This is a genomic window from Amnibacterium sp. CER49, from assembly GCF_029846255.1.
Lineage (GTDB): Bacteria > Actinomycetota > Actinomycetes > Actinomycetales > Microbacteriaceae > Amnibacterium.
In genome coordinates this window covers 17,518-30,719 of sequence record NZ_JARVWQ010000001.1, presented here as the reverse complement: position 1 = coordinate 30,719, position 13,202 = coordinate 17,518, and the positions used below count along the sequence as shown (strand labels likewise).

9 protein-coding genes are annotated in these 13,202 nt (G+C 74.2%); 3 read left to right on the top strand and 6 right to left on the bottom strand.

Annotation, left to right across the window (positions count from 1 at the left end; translation table 11 throughout):
• The first annotated feature begins 70 nt into the window (after nt 1-70).
• Both QDR37_RS00115 and QDR37_RS00110 read left to right on the top strand, forming a co-directional pair.
• Nucleotides 71-1,411: a glutamine synthetase family protein gene (locus QDR37_RS00115; protein ID WP_279711508.1), complete on the top strand. Its 1,341-nt coding sequence runs from the start codon at nt 71-73 to the stop codon at nt 1,409-1,411.
• The gene (locus QDR37_RS00110) at nt 1,380-4,364 is read left to right on the top strand and encodes a bifunctional [glutamine synthetase] adenylyltransferase/[glutamine synthetase]-adenylyl-L-tyrosine phosphorylase (protein ID WP_279711507.1); all 2,985 of its coding nucleotides are present in this window, start codon (nt 1,380-1,382) and stop codon (nt 4,362-4,364) included. The genes QDR37_RS00115 and QDR37_RS00110 overlap by 32 nt, the downstream gene beginning before the upstream one ends.
• A gap of 115 nt (nt 4,365-4,479) precedes the next feature.
• Here the strand turns inward: QDR37_RS00110 and glnA are convergent, their stop codons facing one another.
• The 3 genes from glnA to QDR37_RS00095 all read right to left on the bottom strand — a co-directional run bounded on the left by glnA (nt 4,480) and on the right by QDR37_RS00095 (nt 7,182).
• Complete coding sequence (gene glnA, locus QDR37_RS00105; protein ID WP_279711506.1) at nt 4,480-5,916, bottom strand: type I glutamate--ammonia ligase; 1,437 nt, start codon at nt 5,914-5,916, stop codon at nt 4,480-4,482.
• Between the two features lie 130 nt (nt 5,917-6,046).
• The gene (locus QDR37_RS00100) at nt 6,047-6,487 is read right to left on the bottom strand and encodes a DnaJ domain-containing protein (RefSeq protein ID WP_279711505.1); all 441 of its coding nucleotides are present in this window, start codon (nt 6,485-6,487) and stop codon (nt 6,047-6,049) included.
• A complete protein-coding gene (locus QDR37_RS00095) occupies nt 6,484-7,182 on the bottom strand; it encodes a DUF4191 domain-containing protein (protein ID WP_279711504.1) in 699 nt (232 codons plus the stop codon). Before QDR37_RS00095 ends, QDR37_RS00100 begins: the two co-directional genes overlap by 4 nt.
• Before the next feature lie 105 nt (nt 7,183-7,287).
• Here QDR37_RS00095 and QDR37_RS00090 point away from each other — a divergent pair, with 105 nt between their 5' ends.
• A complete protein-coding gene (locus tag QDR37_RS00090) occupies nt 7,288-8,526 on the top strand; it encodes a hypothetical protein (RefSeq protein WP_279711503.1) in 1,239 nt (412 codons plus the stop codon).
• On the opposite strand, the gene sucB is transcribed toward QDR37_RS00090, so the two are convergent.
• The 3 genes from sucB to QDR37_RS00075 form a co-directional block, all read right to left on the bottom strand.
• On the bottom strand, nt 8,523-10,097 hold the full coding sequence (gene sucB, locus QDR37_RS00085; protein WP_279711502.1) for a 2-oxoglutarate dehydrogenase, E2 component, dihydrolipoamide succinyltransferase: 1,575 nt from the start codon (nt 10,095-10,097) through the stop codon (nt 8,523-8,525). The two genes, QDR37_RS00090 and sucB, sit on opposite strands and share 4 nt — an antisense overlap.
• Nucleotides 10,098-10,161: 64 nt before the next feature.
• Complete coding sequence (gene lpdA / locus QDR37_RS00080; RefSeq protein ID WP_279711501.1) at nt 10,162-11,535, bottom strand: dihydrolipoyl dehydrogenase; 1,374 nt, start codon at nt 11,533-11,535, stop codon at nt 10,162-10,164.
• Nucleotides 11,536-11,663: 128 nt separating this feature from the next.
• On the bottom strand, nt 11,664-13,163 hold the full coding sequence (locus QDR37_RS00075) for a leucyl aminopeptidase (protein ID WP_279711500.1): 1,500 nt from the start codon (nt 13,161-13,163) through the stop codon (nt 11,664-11,666).
• Between the last annotated feature and the right edge of the window lie 39 nt (nt 13,164-13,202).

Sequence of the window (13,202 nt, the reverse complement as noted above, 5' to 3'; positions counted from 1 at the left end):
GTGCCCTCGGATAGGTTGAGGAGCGGCCCCGGGGCCGGTTCACCAGCACCTGCAGGAGGAGACGCCGACCGTGGTCGACAAGCAGCGCGACTTCGTGCTCCGCACGATCGAGGAACGCGGCATCAAGTTCGTGCGGCTGTGGTTCACCGACGTGGTCGGCACCCTGAAGTCGGTGGCGATCGCGCCCGCCGAGGTCGAGGGCGCCTTCGCCGAGGGCATCGGGTTCGACGGCTCCGCCATCGAGGGCTTCACCCGCTCGTACGAGGCCGACGTGCTGGCCCAGCCCGATCCCGCGACGTTCCAGGTGCTGCCCTGGCGGGGCGAGATCGACCCGACGGCGCGGATGTTCTGCGACATCACCACCCCCGACGGTCAGCCGGCGGCGGCGGACCCGCGCAACGTGCTGAAGCGGGCGCTCGCGAAGGCCGCCGACCACGGCTTCACCTTCTACACGCACCCCGAGATCGAGTTCTACCTGCTGAAGTCGAGCGACATCGGCCCTGCGGGGCCCGAGCCGGTCGATTCGGCGGGCTACTTCGACAACGTTCCGGGCGGCACCGCGCACGACTTCCGGCGCCGCAGCGTGCGCATGCTCGAGGACCTCGGCATCTCGGTCGAGTTCAGCCACCACGAGGCGGGTCCCGGCCAGAACGAGATCGACCTGCGCTACGCCGACGCCCTCACCACCGCCGACAACGTGATGACGTTCCGCACCGTCGTGAAGGAGGTGGCGATCGAGCAGGGGGTCTACGCCACCTTCATGCCGAAGCCGATGACGAACCAGCCGGGCAGCGGCATGCACACGCACCTGTCGCTGTTCGAGGGCGACTCGAACGCCTTCTACTCGGCGAGCGGCGAGTACCAGCTGTCGACGATCGGGCGCCGCTTCATCGCCGGCCTGCTGAAGCACGCGCCCGAGATCACGGCGGTGACGAACCAGTTCGTGAATTCGTACAAGCGGCTCTGGGGCGGCGACGAGGCCCCGAGCTACGTCTGCTGGGGCCACAACAACCGCTCCGCGCTCGTGCGCGTGCCGCTCTACAAGCCGCGCAAGGGGCAGTCCTCCCGCGTCGAGTACCGCGCCATCGACTCCGCCGCCAACCCCTACCTCTCCTTCGCGCTGCTGCTCGCCGCGGGTCTCAAGGGCATCGAGCAGGGCTACGAGCTGCCGCCCGAGGCCGAGGACGACGTGTGGAAGCTGTCCGACGGCGAGCGCCGCGCGCTCGGCTTCGCGCCGCTGCCGTCGAACCTCGACCACGCCGTGCGGCTCATGGAGGACTCGGAGCTCGTGGCCGAGACGCTCGGCGAGCAGGTGTTCCGCTACGTGCTCGCGAACAAGCGGCGCGAGTGGCAGGCGTACCGCTCGCAGGTGACCCCGTATGAGCTCGCCACCAATCTCGAGCTCCTCTGACCGCCGGGCGTCGCGCTACGGCCGGCTCGCCCGCGCCGGCTTCGCGGACCTCGGCGGCGCCGCCCTTCGGCTCGAGCGGCTCGACGCGCTCGCGGGCGTCGCGCCCGGTTCCGTCCTCGCGCTCTTCGAGCGGCCGGTCGCCGATCCGGACGACGCGCTCACGGGGCTCGAGCGGCTCGCCGAGCGGTCGCCCGAGCGGTTCGTCGAGTCCGTCGCCGAGCCCGGGGCCGCCCGGCGGCTGATCGCGGTGCTCGGGGCGTCGAACGGCCTCGCCGACTTCGTCGTCCGGCACCCCGACGAGGTCGCGGCGCTCCGCGCGCCCCTGCCGGCGCCGCCGTCCGCCGCGGAGCTGCTCGCCGCTCTGCGGGCAGCGGTGCGGGACGACGGCGGCGTCGCCCGGCTGTCCGGCCCCGAGGGGCGCCGCGCGCTCCGCGTGGCGTACCGGCGCGAGCTGCTCCGGATCGCCGCATGGGACCTCGAGCAGGTCTCCGGCACCGAGGCCCTCGAGCCGGTCGCCGCCGCGCTCGCCGACCTCGCCGGCGCGGCGCTCGAGGCCGCCCTCGCCGTCGCCCGCGCCGAGGTCGGGGCCACCGGCGGTGCCGCACCGGTGGCGCGCACCCGGCTCGCCGTCATCGGCATGGGCAAGGCCGGGGCGCGGGAGCTGAACTACCTGAGCGACGTCGACGTGATCTTCGTCACCGAGCGGGCGGACGACGACGAGCGGTTCGATCCCGTCCCGGTCGCGACCCGGCTCGCCGTGACGCTCATGCGGGTGCTCGACGAGACGGACGTCGAGCCCGCGCTGTGGCAGGTCGACGCGAACCTCCGGCCCGAGGGCCGCAACGGGGCGCTCGTCAGGACCCTCGCCTCGCACCTCGGCTACTACGCGAAGTGGGCGTCGCAGTGGGAGTTCCAGGCCCTGCTCAAGGCGCGGCCGATCGCGGGCGACGAGGACCTCGGGCGCCGGTACGTCGACGGCGTCCGCGATCGGGTGTGGACCGCGTCGGCGCAGCCCGACTTCGTGGCAGGCGTGCAGCGCATGCGCGAGCGCGTCGAGCAGCACATCCCCGCCGGTCAGGCCGACCGGCAGCTGAAGCTCGGCCCGGGCGGCCTGCGCGACGTCGAGTTCACCGTGCAGCTGCTGCAGCTCGTGCACGGCCGCACGGACGACGGGGTGCGGCAGCGCGCGACGCTCCCCGCGCTGCGCGCGCTCGCGGACTCCGGCTACATCGGTCGTGCGGAGGGGGCCGAGTTCGGCGAGGACTACCGGTTCCTCCGCCTCCTCGAGCACCGGCTCCAGCTGCGGCGGCTGCAGCGCACGCATCTCATGCCGACCGACGAGGCCGAGCTGCGGGCACTGGCCCGCGGCAGCGGGCTCGCCGCGGGCGCGACCGAGCTCCTCGAGCGCTGGACGCGGGTCCGCGCGCGGGTCCGCGGCCTCTACCAGCGGCTCTTCTACCGTCCCCTGCTCACGGCCGTCAGCCGCCTGCCCACCGACGACCTGCAGCTGACGAGCGCCGCTGCCGCGGACCGTCTCGCCGGCATCGGCTTCCGCGACCCCCGGAGCGCCCTCGGCCACATCGCGGCGCTCACCGAGGGCGTCTCGCGGCGGGCGGCGATCCAGCGCACCCTGCTGCCGGTGCTGCTGCAGTGGTTCTCCGAGGGTCCCGACCCGGACCTCGGGCTGCTCGCGTTCCGTCGGCTGTCCGAGCGGCTCGGGGAGACGGCCTGGTACCTCCGCCTGCTGCGCGACTCGCAGAGCGCCGCCCGGCGGCTCGCGACCGTGCTCGCCGAGTCGCGCTTCGTCACCGGCCTGCTCGAGACGCATCCCGAGGCGGTCGCGTGGCTCGAGCGCGACGCGGACCTGCGGCCGCGCTCCTGCGAGGCGCTCCGCGAGGAGACGACCGCGACCGTGCTGCGGCATCCGGACCGCGACCGCGCCGCCGCCGCGCTGCGCACCGCGCGGCGCCGCGAGGTGCTGCGCCTCGCGCTCGGCGCGCTGCTCGGCACGATCACGGTCCGCGAGCTGGGACCGGCCCTGTCGGACGTGACGACGGCCATGCTCGTCGGCGCGCTGCGCTCGGTGCGCCGTGACGAGGGGCCCTGGCCCGAGTTCGCCGTGATCGCGATGGGCCGGTACGGCGGCGCGGAGCTCGGGTTCGGCTCCGACGCCGACGTGATCGTCGTCTTCCGCGCGATCGCCGGCATGACGCCCGAGGTCGCGCACCACCAGGCGGAGGTGCTCGTCGCCGAGCTGAAGCGCCTCACGGCCGATCCGCGCCTGCCCCTCGACCTCGACTTCGACCTGCGGCCCGAGGGCCGGAACGGCCCGGTGGTCCGCTCGCTGCGGGCGTACGAGGCCTACTACGCGCGCTGGTCGGTGACGTGGGAGTCGCAGGCGCTGCTCCGCGCCCGTGGCGTCGCGGGCGACCGGGCCCTCGTCGAGGACTTCGAGGCGCTCGCCGACCGGATGCGGTACCCGGACGGGCTCGACGACGCCGCGCAGCGCGAGATCCGGCGCATCAAGGCGCGGATGGAGGGGGAGCGGCTGCCGAAGGGCGCCGACGCGAGCCGGCACCTCAAGCTCGGCCGCGGGGGCCTCTCCGACGTGGAGTGGATCGTGCAGCTGCTCCAGCTGCGGCATGCCGCGCGCGTGCCGGGTCTGCGCACGCAGAGCACGCTCGCCGCGCTCGACGCCGCGCTCGGCGCCGGCCTCATCGATCACGCCGACGCCATGCAGCTGCGCGAGGCGTGGCTGTTCGCCTCCCGCGTGCGCAGCGCGATCACGCTCTGGACGAACCGGACGAGCGACCTGCTGCCGGTCGACCGGGCCGCCCTCGAGGGCGTCGCGCGCATCCTCGAGTACCCGCCGGGTTCCGCGTCGGTGCTCGAGGAGGACGTCCTGCGGGTGATGCGCCGCGCGCGGGCGGTCTTCGAGCGCCTCTTCGCCTGACGACCTGCACGCGGGGGGAGCGCGTCGGAGGTCGGCGCCCGGCCGAGGCGCGGCATAGGCGAAGGCCCGTCGCCCTCCGTGCGGAGATGTGCGACGGGCCTTCGGCGGAGCGTGCTCAGACCCCGAAGTACAGCTCGTACTCGAAGGGGTGCGGGCGCGCGGCGAGCGGCTTGATCTCGCGCTCGCGCTTGTAGTCGAGCCACGTCTCGATGAGCTCGCCGCTGAACACGTTGCCCGCGGTGAGGTACTCGTTGTCGGCCTCGAGCGCGTCGAGCACGGCGTCGAGCGAGCCCGGCACCTGCGGGATGAGGCGCGCCTCGTCCGGCGGCAGCTCGTAGAGGTCCTTGTCGACCGGCTCGTGCGGCTCGATGCGGTTCTGGATGCCGTCGAGGCCCGCCATCAGCTGCGCGGCGAACGCGAGGTACGGGTTGCCGGAGGCGTCGGGCGCGCGGAACTCGATGCGCTTCGCCTTCGGGTTCGTGCCGGTGATCGGGATGCGGATCGCCGCCGAGCGGTTGCCCGCCGAGTAGACGAGGTTCACCGGCGCCTCGAACCCGGGCACGAGGCGGTGGTAGCTGTTCGTCGTCGGGTTCGTGAAGGCGAGCAGGCTCGGCGCGTGCGCGAGCAGGCCGCCGATGTACCAGCGCGCGGTGTCGGAGAGCCCGCCGTAGCCGGCCTCGTCGTAGAACAGCGGGCGGCCGTCGTTCCAGAGGGACTGGTGCGTGTGCATGCCGGAGCCGTTGTCGCCGAAGAGCGGCTTCGGCATGAACGTCGCCGTCTTGCCCCACTGCTTCGCCGTGTTCTTCACGATGTACTTGAACTTCAGGATGTCGTCGGCCGCGTGGACGAGGGTGTCGAACTTGTAGTTGATCTCGCCCTGGCCGGCGGTGCCGACCTCGTGGTGGCTGCGCTCGACGGCGAGCCCCGCCTCGATCAGCTTCAGCACGATGTCGTCGCGGAGGTCCGCGTGCTGGTCGACCGGGCTGACCGGGAAGTAGCCGCCCTTGAAGGGCGTCTTGTTGCCGAGGTTGCCCCCGACCTCGTCGCGGCCGGAGTTCCAGGCCGCCTCGGACGAGTCGACCTTGTAGAAGCTCGAGCCCTGCGCGACCTCGTAGCGGACCTCGTCGAAGATGTAGAACTCGGCCTCGGGGGCGAAGAACGCCGTGTCGGCGATGCCCGTCGAGGCGAGGTACTTCTCGGCCTTCTTCGCCACCTGGCGCGGGTCGCGGGCGTAGATCTCGCCGTTGCGCGGGTTGTAGATGTCGAAGACGAGGATCAGGGTGCGCTCGACGCGGAACGGGTCGACGTACGCCGTCGTGATGTCCGGGATGAGCTGCATGTCCGACTCGTGGATGTTCGCGAACCCGCGGATCGAGGAGCCGTCGAACAGCTGCCCGACCGAGAAGAACTCCTCGTCGACCGTGGAGGCCGGGATGTTGAAGTGCTGCTGCACCCCGGGGAGGTCCGTGAAGCGGATGTCGAGGTACTTCACGTCCGTGTCCTTGATGAACCGGATGACCTCGGACGAGTCGCTGAACTGAGGATTTGGCATGCGGCGGGATCTCTCCTGGGTGTCGGTCTGCCGGGATCGCTGCGCGCGGGCGCGGCGGCTGTCCTCCCGAGGGTCGCAGGGACCCGTTTCGCCGACGTGACCTCTCTGTTTCGGGGAGGTTTCGCCGTCGTCAGGGCGTGACGGAGGATCCGGGCGTCGGCGCCCCGGGCTCGAACGACGGCCGCCGCGCGGCGTCGTCGAACGAGACGAGCGCGACGAGCAGGAACGCGAGCAGCACGAGGACGACGAGCGAGCCGCCGATGCCGCGGCCCGGGACGGGCCGGTAGAGCGGGCCGTCGGGCTCCATGGGCCTGTACCCGTCGTCCGGAGCACCGGGCGGAGGGGTCGGGGGAGGAGGCGCGAGCAGCACCGCCCGCGCGCGGACGAGCCGGTCGAACCGCTCGGCGGCGGCACGTCGCTCGGCCTCGGTGGCGCCGGGCAGCGCATCGGGATGCGCGGTGCGCACGAGCCTCAGGAACGCGCGCTGCACCTCGGCGGCACGCGCGGTCAGGGCCACACCGAGCACCTCCGCGGCCTCGGCCCGCGACATCGCCGCCCGGGGAGCGGTCACCGTCGGACGGGACGCAGCCTCGTCGGGTCGACGCCCTTCGGCACCGGCAGACCCGCGGTGAGCGACTCGAGCCGGTTGCTCACCGCGAGCACCTCGGCCCGCGTGAGCCGCGGCTTCAGCCGGGCGAGGCGCCGGTTGATCTGGGAGAGACGGATGGCGCCCTCCTCGGTCCCGACGTGCAGCACCGACACGGGCACGTTGGGGGCGACGCGGGCGACCTTGCGGCGCTCCTCGTCGACGAGCCGCTGCGTGCGGGCCTTCGGGCCCTCGATGAGCAGCACCACGCCGGGACGTCCCACGGCCCGGTAGACGGCGTCCTTCGTGCGGCCGTTCACCGCGACGGGGACCTCGCTGCCGCGCCAGCCCCGGCGCAGCGCGGTACGGAGCACGGCGCCGACGGCGCCCGGCCGGCCCTCGATCTGCGCGTAGGCGGTGCGCTCGGCTCGGCGGTTCAGGATGATGAGCGCCGCGAGGCCGCCCGCCATCACGCCGACGAGCACCCAGACGATGATGCTGAAGACGTTGCCGCCGCCGAGGACGACCGCGAGCACCACGCCGAGCGCGACGCCGACGACGAAGCCGAGCAGCATCCACCAGACGACGTTCGGGTCGGACTCGCGCGTGATGCGGAGGACCTGCAGGAACTGCTTGATGCGCCCGGGCTCCTTGGCCGGTGCGGCGCTGGGTCGGGCCATGCGCTCATGGTATCCGCTCCTCCCCAGGCGGCCGGGGCGGACGCGGTGCCCCAGATCGCGGGATCCTGGCCGTGGGGGTCCGCTCGGCACGTGCAGGATCCCGGCGTGGACGAGCACCGCGACGACGGACCCCGGCACGGCGAGGCGCTGCTCGTGGTCGATCCCGCCGACAGCGGCGCCGTCGCGGCGCTCGAGGCGCTGCTCGCCGGTGCGGGCCCGCACCTGCAGCGCGTCCTCGACGTCGGCACGTCCGCGGACGGCGTCGTCGTCGCCGTGCTCGAGCCGCTGCCCGTCGGCCTCGACGCGCTGCTCGCGGTGCCGGGCTGGCCGACGGCCGGCGAGGCGGTCACGGTGCTCGTGCCGCTCGCCCGCCTCGTGCTGCGCCTGCATGCCGCGGGCGTCGCCGGGCTCGGGCTCACCGCCCGGGCGGTGGGCTTCGACACCGCCGGCAGCCCGGTGCTCGTGGCGCCGCCCGGGTTGCGGACCGGGAGCGCGGCCGGCGCCGCGGGCTTCGCGCTGCTCGCCGCCGACGACCGCCGGGCGCTCGTCCGGCTGGCCTCGGCGGTGCTGCGCGGGTCGGGGGTCGTGCCGGCGGTGCTCCCCGACGATCCCGAGCGGCTCGAGGACGTGCTGTTCGAGGTCGCCGAGCCCGTACCCGTCCGGCTGCATCCGGCGCCCGCAGCGGTTCCGCGCGCCGCACCGCCCGCGCGCCTGCTCGTGCCGATCCTCGAGGCGGTGCAGGAGGACGGACCCGACGAGCGTGCGGTCCCGTCGTGGTCGCACGGGATCGCCCTGCTGGGTCGACTGCGCGCGGACAGCGCGCGCCACCTGCGGACGGTCCGGCGCCGCACGTGGGTCGCGGCCGGCGCGAGCGCCGCGCTGCTCGTCGCCGCAGTCGCGCTGCTGCCCGCCCGCGAGGCGGGTGCGAGCGCCGCGCCCCCGGTGCGGTCCACGGTCTCCGCGGCCAGGGCGCCGAGGCCGTCGGCGCCGGTCCGGACGCAGCGGGCCGCTGCGAGGGCGCTGCCGCCGCGCGACGCCGCCCCGGTCGATGCGGCCCGCACGCTGCTCGACGCCCGCGCCGTGTGCCTCGCGCAGCGCTCGCTGCGCTGCCTGCGGCCGCTCGAGGCTCCCGGCTCACCCGTCGCCGTGCTCGACGCCGCGGCCGTCACCGCCGGGGTCGATGCGGTCGCCGTGCCCTCGGTCGCGCCGCGGCTCCTCCGCACGAGCGGCGGTGCGGCGACCCTCGACGTCGGCGGCGCGACCGTCCTGCTCGTGCAGGAGCCGGCCGGCTGGCGTCTGCGTGACGCCGACCGGCCGGCTCCGAACGGGGGCGAGCGGGACTAGATGCCGAGCGACCCCGTGAAGTCGCCGCCCTCGAGGCGGGCGCGCACCGACGACAGGAAGCGTGCGGCGTCGGCGCCGTCGACGATGCGGTGGTCGTAGCTGAGCGCCAGGTACACGACGGAGCGCACGGCGATCGCCTCGGCGCCGTCGGCCGTCTTCACGACCCGCGGCAGCTTCTGCACGGTGCCCGTGCCGAGGATCGCGACCTGCGGCAGGAACACGAGCGGCGTGTCGAACAGCGCGCCGCGCGACCCCGTGTTCGTGAGCGTGAAGGTGCCGCCCGCCAGCTCGTCGGGCTTCAGCTTGTTCTCGCGCGTGCGCGAGGCGAGGTCGGCGATCTGCGCGGCGAGCTCGGCGATCGAGAGACTGCTCGCGTTGCGCACGACCGGCGTGAGCAGTCCGCGCTCGGTGTCGACCGCGATCGAGAGGTTCTCGGTGTCGGGATAGACGATCGAGTCGCCGTCGACGGTCGCGTTGATGATCGGGTACTGCTGCAGCGCCTCGACGGCGGCCAGCGCGAAGAAGGGCAGGAACGACAGCTTCTGGCCGGTCTTCTGCTGGAACTCGCCCTTGACCCGGTCGCGGAGCGCCGCCACGGCGGTGACGTCGGCCTCGACGACCGTCGTCAGCTGCGCCGTCGACTGCATCGAAACGACCGCGCGCTCGGCGACGACCTTGCGGAGGCGCGACATCTTGACGGTCGTGCCGCGCAGGGGCGAGGGCTCGGGCTTCGCCGCGGGGGCCGCGGTGGTCTGCTGCTGCGACGCGCCCTGCGTCTCGGCGGCCGCGAGCACGTCCTCCTTGCGGATCCGCCCGCCGACGCCCGAGCCCTGCACCGAGCCCAGATCGACGCCGCGGTCGTGGGCGAGCTTGCGGACGATCGGCGTGACGTAAGGAGCCGCGGCGTGGGAGCCCGACCCGGCGCCGCCGGAGGGCTGCGCGGACGCGGTCGGCGCAGCACCCGGGGTGCGCGGGGCTGCGGCGGGCGCGGGCGCTGCTGCCTGCACCGGCGCCGGCTGCGCAGGGGTGGGCGGAGCGGTCGGCGCCGCGGCGGGGGCCTCGTCCTGACCGAGGTCCGCCTCGGTCGAGCTCGTCGCCTCCTGCGCGAGCGGGGGCTGCCCGCCCTGGTCCTGCTGCCGGCCCTGGTCCTGCGGCTGCTGCGCGACCTCGCGCTCGGGCTCCGGCTCCGTGTACGACGACCCGGCTTCGGCGACCTCCTCGGGCTCGTTCTGCACGACCTGCTGCGGCGCCGGCTGCGGCGTCGAGTCGACCGGTGCGGACTCGGCCTCCTCGGGCTGCGGCGCGGGCTCGCTGCCGCCACCACCGGCCCCGGAGCCGTCGCCGATCTTCACGAGCGCGGTGCCGACCTCGACCGTCTCGTCCTCCTGGACGAGGATCTCCTCGACCACGCCCGCGACGGGCGACGGGATCTCGGTGTCGACCTTGTCGGTCGACACCTCGAGCAGGGGCTCGTCCACCTCGACCTGGTCGCCGACCTGCTTCAGCCAGCGCGTCACGGTGCCCTCGGTGACGCTCTCGCCCAGGGCCGGGAGGGTGACGGACTCACTCATCGCGTTGTTCCTTTCGAGACGGCCGCGTGCCGCCGGTGGTTGCTCCCGTGCGCCATCGCGACGGTCAGAGCGCGTGCAGGGGCTTGCCGGCGAGCGCGAGGAACGCCTCGCCGAGCGCCTCGTACTGGGTCGGGTGGCCGTGGATGTAGGGCGCGATGTCCTCGGGGTACGCCTCCCAGTTGACCACGAGCTGCGCCTCGCCGATCAGCTCGCCGACGCGGGCGCCGATCGCGTGGACCCCGAGCACCGGGCCCTCCTTGCGTCGCACGACCTTCACCGAGCCGGTGGTGCCGATGATTTCGCTGCGCGCGTTGCCGGCGAGGCTGAAGTCGTAGGCGACGACCTCGTCGCGGCCGTACTGCTCGACGGCGCGCGCCTCGGTGAGCCCCACCGACGCGACCTCGGGGTCGCAGTAGGTGATGCGCGGGATGTTCACGTCGGAGACGACCGGCGGGTTGAGCCCCGCGATCTGCTCGGCGACGAAGATGCCCTGCTGGAAGCTGCGGTGCGCGAGCTGCAGGCCGAACACGATGTCGCCGACCGCGTAGACGCCCTTGAGGCTGGTCTCGAGGTGCTCGTCGACCTCGACGAAGCCGCGGTCGATCGTCACGCCCGCCTCCTCGAAGCCCATGCCCGCGGTGTTCGGGCCGCGCCCCACGGCGACGAGCAGCAGGTCGGCCTCGATGGTCTCGCCGTTCTCGAGCGTGACGACGACGCCGGAGTCGTCCTGCGTGACGCCGGAGAAGCGGATGCCGAGCCGGTAGTCGATGCCGCGCTTGCGGTAGGCGCGCTCGAGCGCCTTGCTCAGCACTTCCTCCTCGTTCGGCACGAGGTGGGGGAGCGCCTCGATGATGACGACGTCGGCGCCGAACGACTTCCAGACGCTCGCGAACTCGACGCCGATGACCCCGCCGCCGAGCACGGCGACCTTCTTCGGGACGTAGTCGAGGTCGAGGGCCTTCTCGGAGTCGATGACGCGGCCGCCGAGCTCGAGGCCGGGCAGGCTGCGCGAGTAGGAGCCGGTCGCGAGCACGACGTGCTTGCCGGTGACGACCTGGTCGCCGACCTGCACCGTGGTGGCCGAGGTGAGGCGGCCGGCGCCCTCGATCGTGGTGATGCCGCGGGCCTTCAGCAGCGACTGCAGGCCGCGGTGCTTCTTCGCGACGATGCCGGTGCGGTACTTCGTGACCTGCGGCACATCGACGCCCTCGAGCGTGGCGCGGATGCCGTAGTTGGCGCTCTCACGCGACGCGTCGGCGACCTCGGCGGCGTGCAGCAGGGCCTTCGTGGGGATGCAGCCGCGGTGGAGGCAGGTGCCGCCCACCTTGTCCTTCTCGACCATGCCGACCGACATGCCGAGCTCTGCGGCACGCAGCGCCGCGGAGTACCCGCCGCTGCCGCCGCCGAGGATCACGAGGTCAAAGGACTGGTCCGGCACTCGTCCGTTCTCCGTTCCGTCGGCGCCCGGCGCGCTCCGGGCGGTGCGGATCCCGCACCCCGGAAGCCCGCACCAGGCTCTCGAAAACCGCCGGGACGACCCTACTCCCTGGCACCCCGGCGTCCCTGTCAGACCGCGTCGACGGAGCCCTCGGCGAGGTCCCGCACGAGCTCCACGAGGGTGCGCACCATCACGCCGGTCGGACCAGCGCCGGTGACGCCCCAGGGCGAGCCGCCGTTGTTCGCGGCGCCCGCGATGTCGAGGTGGACCCACGGGATCCGCTCGCCGTCCGGGCCGTCGCCGACGAACTCCTTGAGGAACTGCCCGGCGACGAGCGCGCCGCCCGCCGTGCTGCCGATCTTCACGTTCGCGAGGTCGGCGACGTCCGAGTCGAGCACCCGGCGGAGCTCCTCCGGCAGGGGCAGGTGCCAGACCAGCTCGCCGGCCCGCTGCGCCGCGGCCTGCGTGCGGGCGACGAGCGCGCCGTCGCCCATCGCGCCCACGTAGCGGTTGCCGAGCGAGACGATGATCGCTCCCGTGAGCGTCGCCACGTCGACGATCGCGTCGGGCCCCTCCTCGCTCGCCGCGACGAGGCCGTCGGCGAGCACGAGGCGGCCCTCCGCGTCGGTGTTCAGCACCTCGACGGTGCGGCCGCCCCGGATCGTGAGGACGTCGTTCGGGCGCAGCGCGCTGCCGGACGGCAGGTTCTCCGCGATGCAGAGCCACGCGGTGACGCCCACGGGCAGCCGGAGCGCGGCCGCGGCCCGTACGACGGCGAGCACGGTGGCGGCACCGGCCATGTCCGTCTTCATGCCGACCATCGAGGCCGGCGGCTTCAGCGACAGGCCGCCGGAGTCGAAGGTGATGCCCTTGCCGACGAGCGCGACCGTCGCCGGCGCGCCCTCGGGGGCCCACCCGATGCGCACGAGGCGCGGCGGCCGCACGGAGCCCGCCCCGACGCCGAGGATGCCGCCGAAGCCACCATCCTGAAGCGCCCGCTCGTCCCATACCCGCGTCTCGACCTCGAGGCCCTCGACGGCCGCGAGCGCCGCGTCGGCGAGCGCCGCGGGGGAGAGGGCGTTCGGCGGGGCGTTCACGAGGTCCTTCACGAGCGCGACGGACTCGGCCAGCACGGTCGCGCGCCGCACGGCGTCGGGGTCGTCGGCGCCGAGCACGGTGATCCCGGCGACCGGGGCCTTCTGCTGCTCGAGCGTCTTCCCCCGGTGCTCCGTGTAGGCGTACGAGCCGAGGGCCGCGCCCTCGAGCACCGCGGCGACGAGCGCGGGCTCCGCCGCGGGCAGCGCGAGCGCGACGGACGGCGTGCCCGCGAGCCGGCGGACGGCGCTCGCCGCCGCGATGCGGAGGGCGTCGGCGTCGCCGGCCCCGAGCCCGACGAGGGCGATCGACCCCGCTGCGACCCCGCGCGCCGGCAGGCGCAGCAGCTCGCCCGCCGCGCCGCTCGCGCCGAGCGCGACGAGGTCGACGTCCTCGAGGCCGAGCGCGACGGCGTCCGCGCCGTCCGGCAGCGCCAGCGCCGGGGTGCCGCCGCCGGTCAGACCGAGGACGAGGACGTCGGTCTCGGCCTCCTCGGGGCGGACGGACGAGGTGGCGAGCGCGGGCACCGGCATGGGTTCGAGCCTAGGCAGCGGGCGCTGCGAGCCCCGCCC

Excerpts from the sequence above, each read along its gene's own strand:
- QDR37_RS00110 (WP_279711507.1), top strand. The coding sequence starts at position 1,380 with ATGAGCTCGCCACCAATCTCGAGCTCCTCTGACCGCCGGGCGTCGCGC.
- glnA (WP_279711506.1), bottom strand. The coding sequence starts at position 5,916 with ATGCCAAATCCTCAGTTCAGCGACTCGTCCGAGGTCATCCGGTTCATC.
- QDR37_RS00095 (WP_279711504.1), bottom strand. The coding sequence starts at position 7,182 with ATGGCCCGACCCAGCGCCGCACCGGCCAAGGAGCCCGGGCGCATCAAG.
- sucB (WP_279711502.1), bottom strand. The coding sequence starts at position 10,097 with ATGAGTGAGTCCGTCACCCTCCCGGCCCTGGGCGAGAGCGTCACCGAG.
- QDR37_RS00075 (WP_279711500.1), bottom strand. The coding sequence starts at position 13,163 with ATGCCGGTGCCCGCGCTCGCCACCTCGTCCGTCCGCCCCGAGGAGGCC.